This window comes from Chryseobacterium sp. MEBOG07 (genome assembly GCF_021869745.1).
In the GTDB taxonomy this organism is placed as follows: domain Bacteria; phylum Bacteroidota; class Bacteroidia; order Flavobacteriales; family Weeksellaceae; genus Chryseobacterium; species Chryseobacterium viscerum.
The window spans coordinates 3,205,780-3,227,045 of the sequence record NZ_CP084579.1 but is presented as its reverse complement, the minus strand read 5'-3'; the positions used below and the strand labels follow the sequence as shown (position 1 = coordinate 3,227,045).

The window sequence follows — 21,266 nt, the reverse complement described above, 5'->3', positions numbered from 1 at the left end:
TGATAATTGAATTTGGCAACGGTACCTTTTTTTGCCGGACTTTTTTGTGGCTTTTTTGAGAAAATAAAAATCCACTCAAAAAGAGTGGAAGTATAATGAATAGTTTTTTCATTTTTTATTTACCTTTCTTTTTCCATTGATAAAAGTAGGAAAAAAATAGGAATTTATTAAGGTTTCATGTCGTACATTAACAGAGCTGTAATCAGTTTGGGTTCAATAAATGTACATTTCGGAGGCATACTTAGTTTTAAATCTGAAATTTTAATCATATCATTAAAACTTACAGGATAGATTCCAAAACCGACCTTACCTTCACCACTGTCTATCTTTTCTTTTAAAATATTGATTCCGTTGATATTGGAGGTTCCTTTTACATAAGAAATCATCTCAGAGCTGTCAGGATCTTCAATTTTCAGGATATTTTTGAAAATATATTTGTCTAAAAGATGGTGGTCCAGATTGTCCAGAGACATTTCTTTAGAACGAAGGTCATGCTTTACGTGAAGAGAGTAAAATTTCCCGTCCAGATACATTGAAATATGGAATTTCTGAGAAGGATAGTATGATGTTTCTCCTTTTTCATGGATAAGGAAATAATGCTCAAGCTCTTTTAGGAAATCCTCAGGAGAAATGCCGTTCAGATCATGTAAAATCCTGTTATAGTCATGAATTTTAATAGACTGGTTGGAAACGATAAAGCTGAACACAAAGTTGTAAAGTTCTGTGCCGTTATGTCTTTTGTTTTTCTCTTTATGATACTTCGCATTCAATGCTGTAGAACCTATTCTGTGGTGTCCGTCAGCAATGTAAAAAGAATCGATCTGATCAATTACTTCTTTGAATTGCTGCAGTTTCAGACGGTTGTCTATTCTCCAGATTTTATGTCTGATGCCAATAGAGTCTATGTGATTGAAAATAGGAACATTTTTTTCCTCATGATTCATCAGCAGCTCAATTTTTGAGTTGGCAGGGTAGGTTAGAAGTACAGGTTCTGCCTGCAGACTTACTTTCTCAAGATAATGAGCCAGTTTTTCTTTTTTCTGAGGAATGGTACTTTCGTGTCTTTTGATTTTTCCATTCCAGAAATCTTCAATACTAGCCAATCCGAGAAGTCCCCTGAACACTTGTTTGTTGGGGTAGATCTGCTCATAAAGATAATAGGCTGAATTGTCCTGGACCAATTTCTTCTCGTCCAGAAGTTCTTCAAATGTAGATCGGATCTTTCGCAGATTCCGGTCAATATCTTTAGATTTACTTACAACATAGGGTTTAATCATATTGATGTAAGTATTTTCAACTTGAGCTTTCTCTGCAATCTCTTCCTGGGTGAAATTATCCAGTGGATGTGTAGGGAAAGTACTCTCAAAGTCTCTATGAGGTCTAATTCCACGGAAAGGTTTAAAAACAGGCATATTTATCTTATAGTTTCTTTTTGTAGCTTAATAATTTGTTCTGCAAGTTCGATACCGATTTTCTCTTGCGCGTCTACTGTATTTCCTCCTACATGAGGAGAAAGTGACAATGCGGGGTTCATCAGTAATGGTAGTTCCGGGCTCGGTTCATTTTCAAAAACATCCAATGCCGCTCCGGCTATTTTTCCTGACTCAATAAAATCAATCAGTGTCACTTCATTGATGACACCGCCTCTTGCAGTATTTACAATATAGACTCCGTCTTTCATTTTTTCAAACTGAGGGGTATCTATAATATACTCATTCGTTTTCGGCGTATTGATGCTGATGAAATCTGCATCTTTAAGAAATGCGTCCATATCATTGGTGGAAGTGATTTCAAAGTCTACCGATTGTCCGTCAAAGAAGTTCAGGGTGAGAACTTTTGTTTTATGGCTTTTCGTCAGAACAGTTACTTTCATTCCTAAAGCAATTCCTATTTTTACGACTTCCTGTCCAATACTTCCAAAGCCGATTACTCCTAATGTTTTTCCTGAAAGTTCATACGCATTACCGAATGACTTTTTCATAGCGTTGAAATGAGTATCTCCTTCCAGGGGCATTAATCTGTTAGATTCGTGAAGGAACCTTGCCAGAGAAATAAAATGTCCGAAAACCAATTCTGCCACTGATTTTGAAGATGCTGTAGGCGTATTGATTACTTTAATGCCCTTACTTTTGGCATATTCAACATCAATGTTATCCATTCCTATACCGCCTCTTCCAATTATTTTAAGGCCAGGGCAGGCATCAATAAGGTCTTGCCTCACTTTCGTTGCACTTCTTACCAGAAGAACGTCCACATTATTATCGTTGATAAAATTTATAACGTGATCCTGAGCCACTCTATTGTCCAGAATTTCAATTCCGGCTTCTTTTAGAGCGTTTTCTCCTGCTTTTGAAATTCCGTCGTTTGCTAAAACTTTCATGAGTTATTTGATTTAAAGATTGAAAGATATACATATTTCAAAATTTTAAAACTAGGGTGCAAATTAATGAATTTAAATTAACTGCTCTTCAGTCTTTCAATCTTTGAATTTTTTTAATGATTAAATTATTTGATCGATTTCATTACATCCACCAAAACCTGTACACTTTCGATAGGTAAGGCGTTGTATAAACTTGCTCTGTATCCGCCTAAGCTTCTGTGTCCGTTCAGTCCGCTGATTCCTGCAGCTTTCCATGCATTGTCAAATTCTTCTTTCTTACTTTCGTCTGTAATGTTGAAAGAAACATTCATCAGTGAACGGTCTTCTTTTACGCAGAATGCTTCAAATAAAGGATTGCTGTCGATTTCATCATATAAAAGCTTAGCTTTAGCTTCATTTCTTTGTTCTGCAGCAGCAATTCCTCCGTTTTTTTCAAGATACTGAAGGGTAAGTAAAGACGCATATACAGGAAATACCGGCGGGGTATTATACATGGATTCTTTAGCAATATGTTGAGAATAATCTAATATAGAAAACATGTTTTCTCTTCCTGTTTTACCCAGGATCTCTTTTTTATTACCATTAAAGTAACTCCTGCAGGTCCCATGTTTTTCTGAGCACCGGCATAGATCAGATCAAATTTAGAAAAATCCAGTTGTCTTGAGAAAATATCAGAACTCATATCACAAACCATCAGTGTGTCCACTTCAGGAAAAGATTTCATTTGAGTTCCATAAATAGTGTTGTTGGAAGTACAGTGGAAATAATCGTATTCTGAACCAACCGTATAATCTTTAGGAATAAAAGTGTAGTTTTCTTCTTTTGAAGAACCTAATACGTCTACTGTTCCTACTTTTTTAGCTTCTTTGATGGCTCCGGCTGCCCATGTTCCTGTATCCAGGTAAGCTGCTTTTCCACCTACTTTCATCAGGTTGTAGGGTACCATTGCAAACTGCATGCTGGCGCCTCCTCCTAAATAAAGAACTTCATAATCATCACCAAGATTCATCAATCTTTTTACAATTGCACGCGCTTCGTCCATTACCGCAACGAAATCCTTGCTTCTGTGGGAAATTTCAAGAAGAGACAATCCGATACCGTTAAAGTCCAGGATAGCCTGTGCTGATTTTTCAAATACTTCTTGTGGTAAAATACATGGCCCTGCGCTGAAGTTGTGCTTTTTGTTCATATTTTTATTTTTGGTTGCTTCCGGAATTTAAACTCCTGTCGCTTATTTTTTGGTTAAGTTGGATTTTTGATCAAAAAAAGCCGCCTCATACATGATGAGACGGAATTATTTTTATTCACCGTGTAAGAATGCTTTTTTATTAAGCAGTGCTTCTTCAGATTCTACGTGATCTTCATCTGGAACACAGCAGTCTACAGGGCATACCGCTGCACACTGAGGTTCTTCGTGGAATCCTTTACATTCTGTACATTTATCTGTTACAATAAAATAGACATCATCACTTACAGGCTCTTGTGGTGCTTCTGCATCTACAGTAAGTCCCGACGGCATTGTAATGGTACCTTGAAGAGCCGTACCTTCAGAAGCTTTCCAATCTACAGCTCCTTCATATATTGCATTGTTTGGGCATTCCGGTTCGCAAGCTCCACAATTAATGCATTCATCAGTTATTTTGATAGCCATCGCTAATTTTTTTTAAATTTGCACAAAATTACAAAATATTCCCCAATTTTAAAGTAATTATGAATACCGAAAATCAAGTTTTAGGACTTATTAAATTAAGTGATTATATAAAAGCGTTTCTAGCTAAGAAACCAGAATATCACAATGAAGATGATGCTGATATTGAATTATTGTTAAAAAGGTCTGAAATAGAGAATTCGTGGTTTACCATTGATAATCAGAAATTTGCTTTACAGCAATGGGCAGATCTTCTGACTGAAGAGAATATCAAAAACTGGCTTGGAAATTATTCCATCTCTAAAATTTCAAAAAGAGTAGGACTTATTTTGGCAGGAAATATTCCTTTGGTAGGATTTCATGATGTAATGTCCGTCGTTTTGGGCAATCATATTCCTGTGATTAAGCTATCTTCAAAAGATAAACGCATGATTCCGTTTTTATTAAAGAAATGGAATGAGCTTTCTGATGGAAACGTAGCTTTTGAATTTGTAGAGAAATTAGAGAATTTTGATGCGGTTATCGCTACAGGAAGTAACAATACAGCAAGATATCTGGAATATTATTTCAAGAATCATTCAAGTATTATCCGTAAGAACAGAACTTCTGTTGCTGTGCTGAAAGGTGATGAAACGGAAGAAGAGCTGCAATTGCTGGCAAAAGATATTTTCCAGTATTTTGGGCTGGGATGCAGAAATGTGACGAGAGTTTTTATTCCGCAGGATTTTCTTATTGACAGGCTTTTTGAAAACTTCCTGGCATATCAGGATATCATCAATCATAATAAATATGCTAACAATTATGATTATAACAGAGCGGTTTATCTTTTAAACCAGGACAAATTCTGGGATAATAATTTTGTGATGCTGAAGGAAGATGATAAGCTGTTCAGTCCGCTTTCTGTGATCAATTTCAGCAGATATGAATCATTGGAAGATGTGAAAAACTTTATCACTGAAAATGAAGAAAATATACAGTGTGTAGTGGGTAAAGAGGAGTTAGGTTTGAATGCAATTCCGTTTGGAGAAGCACAGAATCCGGGGCTTGATACCTATGCCGATAATGTAGATACAATGAAATTTTTAGAACTGGTCTGATTTTCGTATCTTCCATCACTTATTTCACCAGATAATAAAACGAATACAATGAAAAAATTATTGCTTGGACTTGTTCTTATGGGTGGACACTTGATGTTTGCACAAACAAAAGCAGGTTCGAAGGTTGATAATAACCAAAAAAAAGAGCAGCCAGCTGCTATAAGTAAGGAAAAAGTAAGTTTATATAATGATAACTTCCTTAAGTTTGTAGATGCTTTACAGGCTTCTGACCGTGCCACTATTGATGGATTGCTTTCTGAGAAAGTAAAGGAAATCGTGACGGACACTGTTCTTAAAAAGGTCAAAGATGGAATTGACCCCAATAAAAAGCTTGAAATCTTAAAAGCAGGATATTACAAAACAATGGATGGTACCAACCATCCGAGTATTAAATACAAATATGCAGGAGAATCATCATCCAAAGAAGCCATTACAGCTGTATTTGAGGATGATGGAAAAATATTGGGTGTGTTGCCTGCGAAATAGATAAAAATTTATTTTCGATTAATTAAAAAATATTAACTATGATGACAGATGTTTTAGTCGCTCATTCTTCGGACGTGGAGAAAGCGAGTTTTTACAAGAAGACGTATTTGCATGTTGCATTATCTATTCTTGCATTTATTGGAGTTGAAACGATATTATTGAAAACTGTTCCGGCAGAACTTATCGCCATGATGTTTGGTCAGAGATATATCTGGTTACTGATTATCGGAGTTTTCTGGTTGGCTTCTTTTTTAGCCTCCAAATGGTCACTTTCACAAAGTAAATCTACCCAGTATTTAGGATTAGGATTTTATATCCTGTTGGAAGCAATTATCTTTATGCCACTGCTTTTCATCGCAACCAATATGACAGGAGGGGCGAATGTAATTTTCCAGGCTGCTACTTTGACTATTGCGATGTTTGCAGGTATTTCTGCAGTTGCATTTACTTCTAAGAGAGATTTTTCTTTTTTAAGAAATATCATTGTAATCGGTGGGTTTATTGCAATCGGACTGATTGTAGCAGGGATGATCTTTGGTTTTAACCTTGGATTGTGGTTTTCAGTAGGAATGGTACTTCTGGCTTCAGCTACTATTTTATATCAAACAAGCAAGCTAAAGGATTCATATGGAACGAATCAGTATGTAGGAGCGGCATTGCAGCTTTTTGCTTCTATTATGCTTTTGTTCTGGTACATTTTGAGTATTTTGATGAGCAAAAGAAACTAATTGATACGTTGATTTTATCTTTTAAAATAATAGTCCCGGTGATATTCTCATCGGGATTTTTTTTGAATACAAATAATGCTTAAACACAAACGTCACTAATGATTTCACAAATAACACGAATTCAATAGGAATGAGCTTTAATCCGTTTATCTTTATGGGGAATTTTCCAATGGTTTTATCCGAAACTCAAAGTGTTTTTAATCATAGTTTTCATGGATTATTGCGTATATTTTTAGATGATGAATTTCAGATTCTTTTATTTGTGAAATTTGTGGAAAATATTTGTGTCATTTGTGTTTAGTAGCAAATATGAGGGATGCTAATTCAATAGGAATGAGCTTTAGCCCGTTTGTCTTTAGAATGCCATCTTATGGCTTTAGCCGGAACCTGTAAGTATCCCATGGATTTCACAGATTGATACGGATGATTGCATATATTTTTGATAATGAATTTCAGATTCTTATTTGTGAAATTTGTGCAAAAACGTTTGTGTCATTCGTGTTTCAAACCGTAAACCCAAAAATCCTGATGAAAACTCACCGGGATTTTAATTGGATATTCTTTAAAAATTTCCATGCAACTGCCAGCTTCATATGACCGGTTAAAGTACTTTGAAGTGAATTTTACAGTTAAAATAAAAGGGTTCTTAAAGAATAAGAAAAAAAATATAGGAATGAGGAAAACCTCAGGCATTTTGTGTTTTTACAATCTTTTGATTAGAAATAATCGTAAGTTGTTATTTATCAATTGATCCTAAAACCTTCTGAGCAAAAGAGTTTAAAGCATCTTTTTCGCTCATTCCGTTCTGTACATTGGCGTGAACTTCTAAAGCTCCACAGATATTCGTGATCAATTCTCCTGCAACATTTAAATCTTCTTCACTTGTTCCTCTGAATTCGCTGAAACTTTCCAATACTTCTAATGTTTTTTCTAGATTTTCAGGAGTCTGATTCTGATAAAACTGTCTGATTACGGGTAATTTCATTATGCTAATTCGTTAAAAAGGTTAATTAAACTTTCTGCCTGGTTAGACTGAACCTGGTTCACCAGTTCTCCGTTTTTAAAGATGGCGAAAGTAGGTAAGTTGTCTACTTTTGCTAGTTTTCTGCTTTCAGGAAGCTTTTCAGCATCTACGTATAAAAATGGAATAGAATCATTCTCAGACGCTAATTTTTTGAATTTTGGCTTCATGATTCTGCAGTTTCCGCACCATGTTGCGCCATATTGAACAACTACTTTTTCGTTGTCGCTAACTATATTTTGTAATGTATCTTCGGTTAATTCTGTATACATGATTGTAATTTGAAAATTTATTATTTGAAAATGTGCTAATGCTTTGTAAAGAAGAAAATGAGATAATTTTTGATAATTCTCAAATTATCTCATTTTCAAATTAACACATTATATTAGTTCTTAGCTAAGTATTCTGCTGTAGAAGTTCTGTCCGCTTTCATTGCATCTTTTCCTTCTTCCCAGTTTGCAGGACATACTTCACCATGTTTTTGAACGTGCGTGTAAGCATCGATTAATCTTAAGAATTCTTTTACATTTCTTCCTAGAGGCATATCGTTTACCGCTTCGTGGAAGATTTTTCCAGTTTCGTCGATAAGGTAAGTTGCTCTGTAAGTTACGTTAGAACCTGTGAAAACTTCGTTTCCATCCTCATCATATTCGAAATCCTGATCAACGATTCCCAACGTGTTTGCCAATTGTCTGTGAGTATCAGCTAAAAGTGGGTAAGTTACTCCTTCGATTCCTCCGTTATCTTTTGGTGTGTTCAACCATGCGAAGTGTACTTCGTTAGTATCACAAGATGCACCAATTACTTTAGTGTTTCTTTTTTCGAATTCACCTAAAGCCTCCTGAAAAGCGTGAAGCTCTGTAGGACATACGAAAGTGAAATCTTTAGGGTACCAGAATAAAAGAACTTTTTGCTGGTTGTTTACTGCTTCATCAAGGATGTTGATTTTAAGATCGTCACCCATCTCAGACATTGCGTCGATTGTTAAATTTGGGAATTTTTTTCCTACTAAAGACATAATTTTTCTGTTTTATATTTAAATTTCTAATGCAAATATATAAAAGATTCATCTATCGAACAAACAAATATCGATAAATAAAATCTATAATTGTTTTAATGTGTTGTGAAATAAAAAAGCCCTGAGAACAGGGCTTTTTGTTGATTTTAGTAACCAAATATTTCAGTTAAATTAAGTTTTTTTACCTCACCTAATTTCTTCATATCGGCCTCATTTACTTTATCTTGAGAAGCAACAAGGCAGTAAGTGTAGTTTTTGTTTTTCATTTCCTTATCATGGAAGGCATTGATGTCTGCAAAAGACAGTTTTGGTGCTTGTTCGTAGACATTCTTTCTCATATCAAAATTGTTTCCAAGCTTTTGGGATTTCAGATAAGAGAAGATGATTCCGTCCTGAGTAATTCTTTCAGAAGCAATTGATTTTTTCAATCCGCTTTTCGCTGTTTCGAATAACTGTTCAGATTTTGGAAGGGTAGTCAAAAGCTCATTCATTGCCGTTGTAGACTCATTGAATTTATCTGCCTGTGTTCCTACATACGCCATAATCATATCTTTGTCTGTTTTCTTGCTAGGAAGAGCAAAGTAAGAATAAGTAGAGTAGGCCAGTGCCTTAGATTCTCTGATTGTCTGGAAAACGATAGATCCCATTCCACCTCCGAAATAGTTGTTGAATAAATTTACGGTAGGAGTGATGGTAGCATTGTACTGGTCAGAGTTTCTTACCCAGAAGACTTCAGCCTGTACCATATCATAATGAGCGAATAATACTTTGTTCTTATCAGTCGGGATCTGAGCAAAGGTTTTAGACTTAGGAAGGTCTTTCAGGGTTGCAGGAAGTTTGTGGATTGGTTTTAAAGAAGCCACCACTTCGTTTCCTGATTTCGGACCGTAATACAATACCCTATGTTTGAAATTAAACAAGTCATGAAGAACATTGATCAGATCTTCCGCTTTTAAAGCGTCAAGTTCAGCATCACTCAATACATTGTTGAACGGATTCTGTGCGCCATATTGTGCATAGCTTCTCAATCCGGCCATGATCACCCCTTTATTCTGTTTTGCATTTGCTCTGGCTTTCTTCAATCTTGTTTTGTAAGCATCAAGAGCTGCCTGATCTGCCTGGCTGTTTTTAATCAAATCTTCAAATAAAGCGATTGTTTTATCGAAGTTTTCATTTAAACCTTCCAATGATACGTAAGTTTCTTCGTTTCCTGCACTCACATTGAAGCTTGAAGCAAGTTTGTAGAATTCCTTACTGATCACTTCAGAAGATTTATCTTTAGTTCCTAAATATTGAAGGTATTCTGCTGCCAATGGAAGAACTTTGTTGTTCCATTTTCCTGAATCAAAATGATAATACATTCTGAAGAGCGCATTGTCGGTATTTTTTACAGAAAGTACATCTACATCAGCTAATTTGTTTTTAGCAATGTCTTTATCGTAGTTTAACCATACCGGAGCGATAGGGTTTTCAGGCATTTCATCAATCTTCTTAAGGAAAGGAGACTGATCTTCTCTGTTAACGGAAACCGGAGTAATAGTTGGTTTGTCAACCTTTACAATGCTCTTGTCCTCTCCTTTTCTTTTATAAACAGCAACGTAATTGTTATTCTGAAGATATTTGGATACGAAATCCATGATATCCTTCTTTGTAAGTTTTGAAATTTCGTCAACATATTCCAACGATGCTTTGTGGTCAATATCCGAGGTGAATTCATCCATCAGGATGCTTGCTCTTGACGAATATTTTTCATCCTTCTGAATAATGCTTTTCTTTTCGTTGTTTACGATGGACTGAATCAGATCATCAGAAAATTCTCCTTTTCTTAACTTATCAATTTCTTGAAGAAGAAGATTTTTTACTTCATCCAGAGACTGTCCTTCAGTAGGTTTCCCTTGTAAAAGTAACACGGAATAATCCTTTAAAATATAAGCTCCGGCGTAAGCTCCCAGTAATTTTTGTTTTTTTACCAGATCAAGATCTATTAATCCTGCCTGTCCGTTGGTAAGCATGTTTCCAACAAGATTCAGCATTCTTGCATCTTTGGTAGAAGCTCCTGGAAATCTGAACCCAAGCATTACATTATCAGGGTTTGGTCCTACTACTTCTTTTACAATAGGAGCGGTAATCGCTTTTTCCTGCCCCACTTTATATTCAGGAATTGCTTTAGGCTTCATGTAAGAGAAAGCCTTATCAATTTTTGCAATGACTTCATCCGGGTTAAAATCTCCGGACATGATGATACCCATATTGTTGGGAACATAATAGCTATTGAAATATTCTCTGATCGCATGCAGAGATGGATTTTTCAGGTGCTCAATCGTCCCGATGGTTGTTTGCTTTCCATAATTGTTGTTTGGGAAAAGGCTTGCAAACATGGTATCGTAAACTTTATCTCCATCATCATCAAGAGATCTGTTTTTTTCTTCATATACAGCCTCAAGCTCAGTATGGAACAATCTTAAAACTGGCTCTCTGAATCTTTCAGCCTGTACAGCAAGGAATTTGTCAAGAACATTGGAAGGTACATCTTCTGTGTATACCGTTTGTTCAAATGAAGTAAAGGCATTGGTTCCGTCAGCTCCCATACCAGCCATCATTTTGTCGTATTCGTTGGCAATCGCATACTTGGCAGCTTCTCCGGAAACCCTGTCAATCTCTTTGTAGATCTCTTTTCTTTTGGCTTCGTCTTTCGTTTGGTTATATTTCTCGTAAAGAGCATCAATCTGGTCTAAAAGAGGTTTTTCTTTCGCCCAGTCTTTAGATCCAAACTGATTAGTTCCTTTGAAAAGCATATGCTCCAGATAATGAGCAAGACCTGTGTGATCTGCAGGGTCGGTTTTACTACCTGCTTTTGTTGCAATATACGTTTGTATTCTCGGATCCTTATTTGTTGGACTCAAAATTACTGTTAACCCGTTTTTTAAGGTGTAGTACCTTGCTGACGTTGGGTCATTGGTTACATACTTATACTTATATCCACTGGAAGTCCCTTCTTTCCATTGAAAATCCTGGCCAAAAGCATACCCTGCGAAACTTGCAGCGGCAATACTTGTTGCTATAGTTAGTTTTTTTAACAGATTCATTGCTGTTGTGTTTTATTTTTGATGGTTATTTTAATTAATTGAATGGTTCCAATAATGTTTTGATTCGTTTCATAGCTTCTCTCAAATCTTCCTCAGAAGCAGCGTAAGAGAATCTGATGCATTCCGGGCTTCCGAAAGAAAAACCTCCCACACATCCTACATGAGCATTTTCCAGAAGGAACATGGCAAAGTCGTCTGAGTTTTTGATTTCAGTTCCGTTCAGCGTTTTTCCGATATAGTGCGAAATGTCCGGGAAGAAATAAAATGCTGCTTTTGGAAGCAATACTTTAAACCCTGGAATTTCCTGGATCAGTTCATACACAAGATCTCTTCTCTTTTTGAAGGCATCAATCATGTATCTATATTCGGAAGGATCTGTTTTCAGTGCCGTGATGGATGCTCTTTGTGCTACCGTATTGGCTCCGCTGGTCATTTGCCCCTGTACTTTTTCACAAGCTTTTGCCAGCCATTCCGGACATGCAGAGTATCCTATTCTCCATCCTGTCATGGCAAATGCTTTTGACATTCCGTTGATTACGGCTGTCTGCTCATATACTTCAGGAAACTGGGCAATAGAAGTCGTATTTGTTTCATAATTGATGTATTCATAGATCTCATCAGAAATGATAGTCACCTGAGGGTATTTAGCAATCACTTTAGCGATAGACTTTAACTCGTCATAGGTATAATATCCTCCTGACGGATTACATGGTGAGCTGAAAAGGACTGCTTTGGTTTTTTCTGTAATAGCTTCTTCAAGCTGTTCTGCAGTCACTTTGAAATCCGTAACATAAGATGTAGGAAGCATCACGGAATTTCCTCCCATCATTTTTACCATTTCATCATAGCTTACCCAGTAAGGAGCAGGAAGAAGAACTTCATCTCCGTCATTGATAACAGATGCCAATACATTCAAAATAGCTTGTTTAGCACCATTGGAAACACAAATCTGGGTAGGTTTGTATTCCAGGTTATTATCTCTTTTTAATTTATATGCAATAGCCTCACGCAGTTCCAGAAATCCCGGAACAGGAGAGTAGTGGCTGTAGTTTTGATTGATGGCATCGAAAGCTGCCTGTTTGATGTTGTCCGGAACATCAAAATCCGGCTCGCCAAGAGTTAAGCTGATCACATCTATTCCGCTGGCTTTCATTTCTCTGGCTTTGTTTGACATGACAAATGTCTGTGAGTATCCTAGTCTTTTTACTCTATCTGAAAGTTTATCCATGAATTTTTTTGAATTTTAACAAATATATAATAAAAACGTGTTGCAGAGATAATAAAAGTGGGATTGCTTTAAAGATTTTTGTCAGGTTTTGATTATTTTTTTGGGATGAGAATCATTATGTTATCTCTGATAAATATCAATAAGTTGATTCCTTTTTTAGTAAAATAACAATCAATAAAGAGAGTAAACAAAAAATTGTATGGAAAATAAAATTGACTTCTGAAGCTCAGGGTTTTGTATCTTTAATCGATTTAAGATTTATTCTATGAAATATTCCGTTTTTTTATTGCTGGTTTCCTGTACTGTTTTTTCTCAGGGACGTTCAAAAGATAAAGATGATGAAGTGAAGAAATATGTTTTGCAGGTCAATGAAGACTCATTAAAATCATACATCAATACCCTGGTAAGTTTTGAGACCAGACATACTTTAAGCTCGATAGATGATCCCAAACGAGGAATAGGAGCCGCAAGAAACTGGGTTATTAAAAAATTCAATGATTACGCGAAAAATTCCGGTGGCAGAATGGAGGTATACCTTCAGCAGGAAGATATCCAGCCTGATGGAAAAAGAATCGATAAAGTCGTCAATCTTGGAAATGCGGTTGCTTTTCTGAAAGGCACCGATCCTAATGATAAAAGAGTCTTCCTGATTGGCGGACATCTTGATTCCAGGGTGACAGATGTGATGAATAGAACTTCAGCGGCGCCCGGAGCCAATGATGACGGCAGTGGAGTAAGCGCTGTTATAGAATCCTCGCGAATATTGAGCAGATCTTCATTTCCAGCTTCCATCATCTTTGTCGCTTTTTCAGGGGAAGAGCAATCCTTGCTGGGATCGAAAGTCCTTGCCGAAAAAATAAAAAAAGAAAATTTACAGCTTGAAGCTGTCCTGAACAATGATATGATCGGGAATCCTAAAGCAGGAGAAACTGGGGAGATTAATACCCGTATACTTCGTGTATTCAGTGAGGGGCTGCCTTACAAAGATCTGGACAAAAAGGCGATGACGATCAGGAATCTGGGTTTTGAAAATGACAGCGAATCCAGACAGTTAGCGCGATATATCAAAGAGATTGCAGAACAATATGTCAAAAGACTTGAAGTGAAACTGATCTACAGAAATGACAGGTTTTTGCGCGGAGGAGATCATACCAGTTTTGTCAATAACGGATTTCCATCGGTAAGACTTACCGAATATTATGAAAACTATGATCATCAGCATCAGGATATCCGGATAGAGAATAATAAGCAATATGGTGATCTGCCGGAATTCATAGATTTTAAATATTTGAAAAAGAATGTCGCCGCTAATATTGCCGTGCTGGCAAGTCTTGCAAAATCTACCTCAAAACCCGAGAAAGTAGAAATGGATGTTAAAGAATTGACCAATTCTACAACCCTTCATTGGGAAAAGCCAAAATCGGGAACACCAGCAGGGTATTACGTATTGGCAAGGGAAACAGACAGTCCGGTATGGCAGAAAAAAATATTTACAACAGGACTTTCCATTAAAGTCCCGCTTTCGAAAGACAATTATATTTTTGCCGTACAAACAGTCAGCAAGTCCGGAAACCTGAACGTACCTGTAATTCCGGGGGTTGCAAAATAATACCCTTGTTGAAAACGGGTCTCAGAGTTTGGTCAGAAAAAGTAGATTTGAATACAAGAGAAATAAAACTTATTTTTGCTGTTTATAATAATTCACATGTCTGCATCGTTACTATTAAAATATTTCCCGGATCTTACTGAAAAACAGGTAGAACAGTTTACACAATTGGAAAAACTGTATAATGAATGGAATGAAAAGATCAACGTAATTTCCAGAAAAGATATGGAGTCGCTGTACGAAAAGCACATCCTGCACTCTTTGGGAATTGCAAAAGTGATGGAATTTGCACCAGGAACCAAAGTATTGGATATCGGAACCGGAGGAGGTTTCCCAGGAATTCCTCTGGCCATCTTATTTCCTGAAACACAGTTTACCTTGATCGATTCTATCGGTAAGAAAATTAGTGTGGTACAGGCTGTATCAGAAGGAATAGGATTAACGAATGTTACGGCTATTCACGGGAGAGCAGAGAAGCTGAAAGAGAAATTCCACTTTGTAGTAAGCAGAGCGGTAACCCAGATGCCTGAATTTTTAAGATGGCTGAAAGGGAAGTTTGAAAAAGAACAGTTTAACCCTAAGCATAACGGGATTTTATATTTGAAAGGCGGTGATCTTGCAGAAGAGCTAGCCGGGCTTCGATGTGAAATCTTCGATCTTAAACACTATTTTGATGGAGAATTTTTTGATACTAAAAAAGTAGTTTACGTATCAAAAGGTAATTTTAGTTCCTGATTTTATAGAGTTGGGGAATAATTTTTGCTAAATATTTATTAATAATCAGAAAATTGAAGGTTATGAAAAAACTTTTAAACATTGGATTTTCGGTATTAGTGTTTGGTGGGCTTCTGGTTTCGTGTAATGATGACGATTACCATACGGTTGAATCTATCGATAAGATCAAAATAGACAGCGTAAGAATCGTCAATGATACGATGGACGTTTTTGCGATTCAGAGCATAAAAACTTATTCCACTTATCCGTCTCACTGCGAAGGTTTTTACGGATATGATTATATTTACAACAATAATCTTGAGAGAACGGTTACTTCCTATAAATATATTACCAACGGACCTTGTACGCAGGGAAATTATGTAGGTGCCAACCAGATCAATTTCAGCCCGCAAAGAAAAGGAACCTATACTTTTAAATTCTGGAACGGCGGAAATAACTGGATTACGAAAACAATTGTGGTGGAATAATGAGATTGACTTTTGTATTGTGTTTGCTGGCTGCTCAGACTGTATTCGGACAGGTTATTACCTGGCAGGAAGGTAAAAAACTAAGCTGGGATAATTTTAGAAGCCCGGTCAATAAGAAAAATAATCCCGATGTAGCAGCATATACCCACTGTGGATGGGAATATTCTGCCATAAAATCCTCTAACCCAAAATCACCGGTTACGATTACCATCAAAACAATATTTAACGAAAATAAATCCTGGAAAGATGTCAAAAAAATGGATGACTACATTCTACTGCATGAGCAGAAACATTTTGATATTGCAGAATTATTTGTGAGAAAATTCAGAAAGGTAGTCGCTGAAAAAATAAAGACATCAGGTGATTATAGCAAATATTTCAAAGCAGTTTATGATGAAATATCTGCGGGTTATAAAAACTTCCAGATGGCCTATGACAGAGATACCCGCCATGGAATAGATAAAGAAAAACAGGCAGAATATAATACTGCAATTTCTAAAGAACTAGACAACTTAAAAAGCTACCAAGCCCTTGAAATTCCTCAATAAGATCATTCACGAACTGCTGACACAAAACACGGATCTTTCTGCGTTTAATATCATTCTGCCCGGAAAGCGTCCCATTGTATTTATCAGGCAGATTCTGGAGGAAAATAATTATTCAGGACTCCTGCCTAACTTTTTTACTATAGAGGAACTTATCAATACGATTGCTGATCAACAGCCGATTCAGGGAATTCCGTTATGGCTTTTTTCATTTGATGTATACAGAAGTATGAATCTTATCCCAAGAGATGATTTTTCTGACTTTCTGAAATGGTTTCCTACCTTGCAGAAAGACTGGGATGATATTCTGAAGTTTTCAGACAGTGATCTGGCGGTTCTGCAGTATATGTTTGATGAGGAAAGGATCAAGGAATGGGCTCAAAACCTGGGTGAGGACGATGATGTCCCAAGGAAGAAGTTTCTTAATTTCTGGCAGAATATGAGCGTTTTTCTCCCCGCTCTGAAGGAAAGACTGCAGGAAAAAAACTGGGCTACTTCCGGAATGATTCATGAGGCAGCGAAAGCAAAGATTGTTGATTTTGCTAAAAATACCAAAGAACAGTTTGTTTTTTGCGGGTTTAATGCCTTTACTCCGGTAGAGGAAAAGCTGGTAAGAAGCCTTCTGCAGTGGAACAAAGCACAGTGCTTCTTTCAGGGAGACCGTTATTATTTTGATGATGAGAGACAGGAAGCCGGAAAATTTCTGAGAAATCATAAAACATGGAAAGAATTTGATGATAACAGGGCTTTCCAATGGATCGAAGATGATTTTAATCAACCTAAAAAAATTAAGGTATACGAAGTATCCGGGAATGTAACCCAGACCAAAGTGCTGCCTGAGATCTTTAAAGAGATCAATAATAAAACCTATTCCAATACCGCTGTAATATTGCTGGATGAAAACCTTCTTCCTGCAAGCCTTGATGTGATGCATGGTGTTGATAATTTGAATATTACGATGGGATTCCCATTGAAGAACTTATCTTTTTCTAATGCTGTAAAACGTCTTTTCTATCTGCAGAAACAACTGGAAAAAAATAAATCCTCTTACTATTACAGAGATGTTTTTCCAATCCTGGAGGAGCTTCCTAAATCTGTTGAAGATGAACAGGTTATCAATGATTTTAGAATCAAAGTAGAAGAGAGGAATATTGTGTATATCTCCAAAAAGCTTTTGTACGAGCTGCTCAGCGGGCTGTCTTACTTTGGGCTCCTTCAGAAAGCGGAAGGAACCAATGTATATCTGGATATGCTTATCGACTTTTGCCAGAAGGTAAAATGGCTCGAAATAGATGATATTCAGTACGAGAATGTTTCGCACTTTGAAAATGCATTCAGAATCATCAAAAATCAGCTGAATCCTTACAATATCGAGATCAAAATGGAAACGCTGGAAATTCTGATCAACCAGCACATCAACTCTGAAAGTATAGATTTTCAGGGAGAGCCGTTGAGAGGATTACAGATCATGGGACTGCTGGAAACCCGTCTCCTGAACTTTGAGAATGTTATTTTACTTTCTGTGAACGAAGGAAAACTTCCATTGGGAAATTCTCAGAATACCTATATTCCATTTGATATCCGAAGGTTCTTTGATCTTCATACTTTCCTGGAAAATGACAGTATTTATGCCTATCACTTTTACAGATTGATTCAGGATGCACAGAATGTACATTTGCTGTACAATGCATTAAGTTCCGGAGTGAATACAGGAGAGAAAAGCCGTTTCATTACGCAGATCGAAATGGAAAGCTCACATGATATCGAACACGTGATTATTGAAAACTCTTCCGAGCCTATCGCCACCAAACCGATAGAAATTTCCAAGACACAGATTGTACTGGACCGTCTTGAGAATTGGAAGAAAAAAGTATCCGCATCCCACCTTACAAGTTACCTCTATAATCCGATTGATTTTTATCTTTCCAAGATTTTGAACACCTCGGAAACAGATGAAATTGAAGAAGAACTGTCAGTGAAGAATTACGGAAATCTAGTCCATTATTCACTTCAAGAAGTGTATGAGGTGTTAAAGGGTAAGGTTTTAAAAGAAAGTGATTTAAATAATTCAGTTAAAGCAATAGATCACTATATTAATATTGCTATTGAAAAGCTGAAACACCAGCCGGAATTCTATGAAAAGGGGATGAACTATATCCATAAAGCAATTGCTAAAAAGGTGATTGAAAATGTCCTTAATCATGATCTTGAACTGATAAAACAGGGCAATAAACTGGAGATTATTGACATCGAAAGAAAGTTTGAAAACATCGATTTTCCTCTTGATGGAAATGATAAAATTTCCTTCTTAGGATATATTGATAGAATTGATAAATTGAACGGGACGCTGAGGATTATCGATTATAAAACAGCCAAGATCAAAAATCTCAGTGTGAAAATTGATGAGAATAATGTATCTGAATATTTTCATAACAGCGATAGGAAACAGGCACTTCAGCTTTGTATTTATCATTATGTAGTACAACACCTTCCTGAGTTTTGGGGCTTCCCGATAGAAACAGGAATCTGGAGTTTTGCAGATGCTAAAAAAGGAATGGTTTCTCTGCAGTTTGACAAAGGAAACATTGATGATGCCATGAAATCTGTCAAAAACCTGATCCTTGAAATCCTGAATCCAGATGTTAATTTTGTGGAAACTATAAAAACGTATTAAAAATATTTAATTATAAATAAACAATATATTTGTTTGTAAATCAATGTTTTGCTTGTTTTTAATACCTTAAATGCATTTGTTTTATTGACGGATTGTCCTGATAAAGCAGGTAACTTTTTGTGTATCTTTACTACTTATTAAAAACTTTTAAAGTTTAAATCAGATACATTAAGCACTACCAATGAAAAAAATCCTGATATTTTTTGCCATCGCTTTCTCTCTTATTATCAAGTCTCAGCAAAAGAATGATTCTCTGAATATTGCCCTTCAGAATGTCACCAAAGACACTAAATTCGGTCTTGCACTTAGTGGAGGCGGAGCAAAAGGGTTTGCTCATATTGGAATTCTAAAGATGATCGACTCATTGGGAATCAAGGTAGATTACATTACAGGAACCAGTATGGGAGGAATTCTGGGAGGCTTATATGCAATGGGGTATAATGCTGACCAGCTGAAACATACGGTATACAAAATGGATTGGGGCAGAATTCTGAGCAATAAAATGCCGTACAATAAAGTCAATATCAGTGAGAAAGACGAATATGATAAGTATATTCTGGAGTTTCCGGTAGTAAAAGGAATTCCGACTCTTCCAAGTTCTTATATTGAAGGACAATATATGGGGGAAGTGCTTAATAACCTTACTTTTAATGCAAAACATATTAACGATTTCAGTAAATTAAGAATTCCTGTACAGCTCACGTCTTCCGATATTGTGAATGGGGGGCTTGTGATGCAGAAAGAAGGATCTTTGCCCCTGGCTATCCGTGCTACATTGGCAATCCCAGCAGCTTTTGCACCGGTTTATATCGATGGAAAACTTTTGGTAGATGGAGGACTAGATCGTAATTATCCCGCCAATGAAGTCCGTGAAATGGGAGCTGACTTTGTAATCGGAGGCTATACCGGTTTCAGGCTTTTTACCAAGAAGGAGATTGAGAATCCGATGAAGATGATTTATCAGACTCACGCCATTCGTTCGGTGGAGGATTTCAAACATCAGAAAGAGTTGTCTAATATCCTGGTAGACTTTGTAGACCCATTAGGAGATATTACAACGAAGGATTTTGCCCAATTCAGAAGAATCATTAAAATAGGGGAAATGGAAGCGAAAAAGCACCTTCCTGAGTTTGTCGCTTTGGCAGAAGCCCAACGAAAATTAGGCATCAAGTATGAGCACACAATGATTGAAGAAGTAAAATTGCCTACAACGAAATTTACCTACAATGAAGAAGATGGAACTCCTATTACAGACCCGGCAGAAATTGAAGTGCTTAAAAGGCAAATGGGGCTTACAGAAGGGAAGTATTACGATGCTAAAACCATCAATGAAGCAATAGACAGAGTATTTGGAATGCGCCAGTACACAAAGGTGTATTATACGTATACCAATGAAAATGACGGACTGGTGATGAATGTTTTTGTAAAAAGAGCGAAAAAAGGAGCTTTTAAACTGGCTCTGCACTATGATACGGAACAGTCTGTAGGGATTATCATCAACTATACTTACAGGAATATTCTTTTGAACAGATCAAGATTTTTGGCAACGGTAGATATTTCAGAACGTTTCAAGGCTAAAGTTGCTTATCAGCAGTTCTTAGACAGCGGCGAGCGTTTATGGCTGGATCTGGAGGCTAAAATGGTTAATCTTAAAAGTAATGACCTTAACTTCAGACTGTATGATGTAAATGAAGATGGCGGCGACCGTTTTCCTAACCATATGTACCGTAATATAACCGGTAAGATTGCCCTGAATTATAATATTACTCCAAATGCCTATCTGTCACTGGGAACGGAGTTCAGTACGGAAAGAATGTACAGTTTACTGGATAAAGTAGATCAGTCAAAAGTAGATAATTACAGTAAAAAACTATATAATCACAGCAATTTCAATACATTCCTTAAGTTTGAACAGAACAATCTCAATAAAAGATACTTTACAACAAGAGGGAATCATCTTCAGGTGAGTACAAGATTTTATTATGGCGACAGATATCAACTTTACGATCTGGAAACAGTACAACCCTTTTTGTATGAAATATTGAATCCAAAAGACGCTTATTATTACGAACCTAAGAATCTTATTTCTTTTACTTTGAATGAAAATTTTTATCATCCAATCACAAGAAGACTGACCGTAAAAGCAAACGTATTTTTGGGGGCAAGTTTTGGATCAAAGAGGGAAGATCAGGTTCCATATCTATTCCTAAATCAGAAATATAATCTGGGAGGCAGTGAATATAATTATGATCTGCTAAGCCCTGAATTCAATGGTCTTCGTCAGAAAGAGCTTCCTATGACTTCGGTGGCTAAGGCAGCAATATCCCTTCAGTACAGAATTATGAAAAAACTCTATCTTACGCCTTCTTTCAGCTATGGAAAAGTGAGTGAAGAGCTTTCACCTCTTAACAATAGTTTCGATATGTTTGGGTATGGAGTGAATCTTGGGTATGAATCTCTCATCGGGCCTATCAGTTTGAATGTTTCCAGAAACAGCCAGCTTGATTTTTCAAGGATCTATTTCAGTGTTGGATTTAAGTTTTAAGG

At 36.5% G+C, this 21,266-nt stretch carries 17 protein-coding genes and 1 pseudogene; 9 read left to right on the top strand and 9 right to left on the bottom strand.

The window, feature by feature from the left end; translation table 11 throughout:
• Positions 1–167: 167 nt before the first annotated feature.
• The 4 genes and pseudogenes from LF886_RS14865 to LF886_RS14850 form a co-directional block, all read right to left on the bottom strand.
• On the bottom strand, positions 168–1,412 hold the full coding sequence (locus tag LF886_RS14865; RefSeq protein ID WP_236850254.1) for a DUF1015 domain-containing protein: 1,245 nt from the start codon (positions 1,410–1,412) through the stop codon (positions 168–170).
• A 2-nt stretch (positions 1,413–1,414) separates the two neighbouring features.
• The gene (locus LF886_RS14860; RefSeq protein WP_236850253.1) at positions 1,415–2,380 is read right to left on the bottom strand and encodes a D-2-hydroxyacid dehydrogenase; all 966 of its coding nucleotides are present in this window, start codon (positions 2,378–2,380) and stop codon (positions 1,415–1,417) included.
• A gap of 125 nt (positions 2,381–2,505) precedes the next feature.
• Positions 2,506–3,569: pseudogene (gene serC, locus LF886_RS14855) on the bottom strand (3-phosphoserine/phosphohydroxythreonine transaminase).
• A gap of 111 nt (positions 3,570–3,680) precedes the next feature.
• Positions 3,681–4,031 (bottom strand): 4Fe-4S binding protein, encoded by a 351-nt coding sequence (locus LF886_RS14850; RefSeq protein WP_103233725.1) that lies wholly within the window; start codon positions 4,029–4,031, stop codon positions 3,681–3,683.
• Between the two features lie 59 nt (positions 4,032–4,090).
• Between LF886_RS14850 and LF886_RS14845 the strand changes: the two genes are divergently transcribed.
• The 3 genes from LF886_RS14845 to LF886_RS14835 are packed head-to-tail and all read left to right on the top strand — an operon-like array spanning position 4,091 to position 6,339.
• Positions 4,091–5,125, top strand: a complete 1,035-nt coding sequence (locus LF886_RS14845) for an acyl-CoA reductase (RefSeq protein WP_236850252.1) — start codon at positions 4,091–4,093, stop codon at positions 5,123–5,125.
• 48 nt (positions 5,126–5,173) lie between these two features.
• Positions 5,174–5,611 carry a peptidylprolyl isomerase gene (locus LF886_RS14840; protein ID WP_236850251.1) on the top strand — a complete coding sequence of 146 codons (438 nt, stop codon included), beginning with the start codon at positions 5,174–5,176 and terminating at the stop codon, positions 5,609–5,611.
• Positions 5,612–5,649: 38 nt separating this feature from the next.
• Positions 5,650–6,339, top strand: coding sequence for a Bax inhibitor-1 family protein (locus tag LF886_RS14835; RefSeq protein ID WP_236850250.1), 690 nt, complete (start codon positions 5,650–5,652; stop codon positions 6,337–6,339).
• 736 nt (positions 6,340–7,075) lie between these two features.
• Here LF886_RS14835 and LF886_RS14830 read toward each other — a convergent pair.
• The 5 genes from LF886_RS14830 to LF886_RS14810 form a co-directional block, all read right to left on the bottom strand.
• Positions 7,076–7,324 carry a DUF6952 family protein gene (locus tag LF886_RS14830; RefSeq protein ID WP_027375263.1) on the bottom strand — a complete coding sequence of 83 codons (249 nt, stop codon included), beginning with the start codon at positions 7,322–7,324 and terminating at the stop codon, positions 7,076–7,078.
• Positions 7,324–7,632, bottom strand: a complete 309-nt coding sequence (locus tag LF886_RS14825) for a thioredoxin family protein (RefSeq protein ID WP_124531054.1) — start codon at positions 7,630–7,632, stop codon at positions 7,324–7,326. The genes LF886_RS14830 and LF886_RS14825 overlap by 1 nt, the downstream gene beginning before the upstream one ends.
• 113 nt (positions 7,633–7,745) lie before the next feature.
• A complete protein-coding gene (locus LF886_RS14820; RefSeq protein ID WP_103235396.1) occupies positions 7,746–8,378 on the bottom strand; it encodes a peroxiredoxin in 633 nt (210 codons plus the stop codon).
• Positions 8,379–8,524: 146 nt separating this feature from the next.
• The gene (locus tag LF886_RS14815) at positions 8,525–11,464 is read right to left on the bottom strand and encodes a M16 family metallopeptidase (protein WP_236850249.1); all 2,940 of its coding nucleotides are present in this window, start codon (positions 11,462–11,464) and stop codon (positions 8,525–8,527) included.
• A gap of 34 nt (positions 11,465–11,498) precedes the next feature.
• Positions 11,499–12,692: a pyridoxal phosphate-dependent aminotransferase gene (locus LF886_RS14810; RefSeq protein WP_236850248.1), complete on the bottom strand. Its 1,194-nt coding sequence runs from the start codon at positions 12,690–12,692 to the stop codon at positions 11,499–11,501.
• A gap of 265 nt (positions 12,693–12,957) precedes the next feature.
• On the opposite strand from LF886_RS14810, the gene LF886_RS14805 reads away from it, so the two are divergent.
• The 6 genes from LF886_RS14805 (at position 12,958) to LF886_RS14780 (ending at position 21,264) form a co-directional block, all read left to right on the top strand.
• Positions 12,958–14,301 (top strand): M20/M25/M40 family metallo-hydrolase, encoded by a 1,344-nt coding sequence (locus tag LF886_RS14805; protein ID WP_236850247.1) that lies wholly within the window; start codon positions 12,958–12,960, stop codon positions 14,299–14,301.
• A gap of 96 nt (positions 14,302–14,397) precedes the next feature.
• Positions 14,398–15,033, top strand: a complete 636-nt coding sequence (gene rsmG, locus LF886_RS14800; protein WP_124531058.1) for a 16S rRNA (guanine(527)-N(7))-methyltransferase RsmG — start codon at positions 14,398–14,400, stop codon at positions 15,031–15,033.
• 62 nt (positions 15,034–15,095) lie between these two features.
• Positions 15,096–15,500 (top strand): hypothetical protein, encoded by a 405-nt coding sequence (locus LF886_RS14795; RefSeq protein ID WP_236850246.1) that lies wholly within the window; start codon positions 15,096–15,098, stop codon positions 15,498–15,500.
• Entirely contained in the window at positions 15,500–16,048 is a 549-nt protein-coding gene (locus tag LF886_RS14790; RefSeq protein ID WP_236850245.1) for a DUF922 domain-containing Zn-dependent protease, read from the top strand. The genes LF886_RS14795 and LF886_RS14790 overlap by 1 nt, the downstream gene beginning before the upstream one ends.
• Positions 16,032–18,719, top strand: coding sequence for a PD-(D/E)XK nuclease family protein (locus tag LF886_RS14785; protein ID WP_236850244.1), 2,688 nt, complete (start codon positions 16,032–16,034; stop codon positions 18,717–18,719). The genes LF886_RS14790 and LF886_RS14785 overlap by 17 nt, the downstream gene beginning before the upstream one ends.
• Positions 18,720–18,900: 181 nt before the next feature.
• Positions 18,901–21,264 (top strand): patatin-like phospholipase family protein, encoded by a 2,364-nt coding sequence (locus tag LF886_RS14780; protein WP_236850243.1) that lies wholly within the window; start codon positions 18,901–18,903, stop codon positions 21,262–21,264.
• Positions 21,265–21,266: the final 2 nt, after the last annotated feature.

Coding starts and splice junctions, on each gene's coding strand:
- LF886_RS14865 (WP_236850254.1), bottom strand. CDS start 1,412: ATGCCTGTTTTTAAACCTTTCCGTGGAATTAGACCTCATAGAGACTTT.
- LF886_RS14860 (WP_236850253.1), bottom strand. CDS start 2,380: ATGAAAGTTTTAGCAAACGACGGAATTTCAAAAGCAGGAGAAAACGCT.
- LF886_RS14850 (WP_103233725.1), bottom strand. CDS start 4,031: ATGGCTATCAAAATAACTGATGAATGCATTAATTGTGGAGCTTGCGAA.
- LF886_RS14845 (WP_236850252.1), top strand. CDS start 4,091: ATGAATACCGAAAATCAAGTTTTAGGACTTATTAAATTAAGTGATTAT.
- LF886_RS14840 (WP_236850251.1), top strand. CDS start 5,174: ATGAAAAAATTATTGCTTGGACTTGTTCTTATGGGTGGACACTTGATG.
- LF886_RS14835 (WP_236850250.1), top strand. CDS start 5,650: ATGATGACAGATGTTTTAGTCGCTCATTCTTCGGACGTGGAGAAAGCG.
- LF886_RS14830 (WP_027375263.1), bottom strand. CDS start 7,324: ATGAAATTACCCGTAATCAGACAGTTTTATCAGAATCAGACTCCTGAA.
- LF886_RS14825 (WP_124531054.1), bottom strand. CDS start 7,632: ATGTATACAGAATTAACCGAAGATACATTACAAAATATAGTTAGCGAC.
- LF886_RS14820 (WP_103235396.1), bottom strand. CDS start 8,378: ATGTCTTTAGTAGGAAAAAAATTCCCAAATTTAACAATCGACGCAATG.
- LF886_RS14815 (WP_236850249.1), bottom strand. CDS start 11,464: ATGAATCTGTTAAAAAAACTAACTATAGCAACAAGTATTGCCGCTGCA.
- LF886_RS14810 (WP_236850248.1), bottom strand. CDS start 12,692: ATGGATAAACTTTCAGATAGAGTAAAAAGACTAGGATACTCACAGACA.
- LF886_RS14805 (WP_236850247.1), top strand. CDS start 12,958: ATGAAATATTCCGTTTTTTTATTGCTGGTTTCCTGTACTGTTTTTTCT.
- rsmG (WP_124531058.1), top strand. CDS start 14,398: ATGTCTGCATCGTTACTATTAAAATATTTCCCGGATCTTACTGAAAAA.
- LF886_RS14795 (WP_236850246.1), top strand. CDS start 15,096: ATGAAAAAACTTTTAAACATTGGATTTTCGGTATTAGTGTTTGGTGGG.
- LF886_RS14790 (WP_236850245.1), top strand. CDS start 15,500: ATGAGATTGACTTTTGTATTGTGTTTGCTGGCTGCTCAGACTGTATTC.
- LF886_RS14780 (WP_236850243.1), top strand. CDS start 18,901: ATGAAAAAAATCCTGATATTTTTTGCCATCGCTTTCTCTCTTATTATC.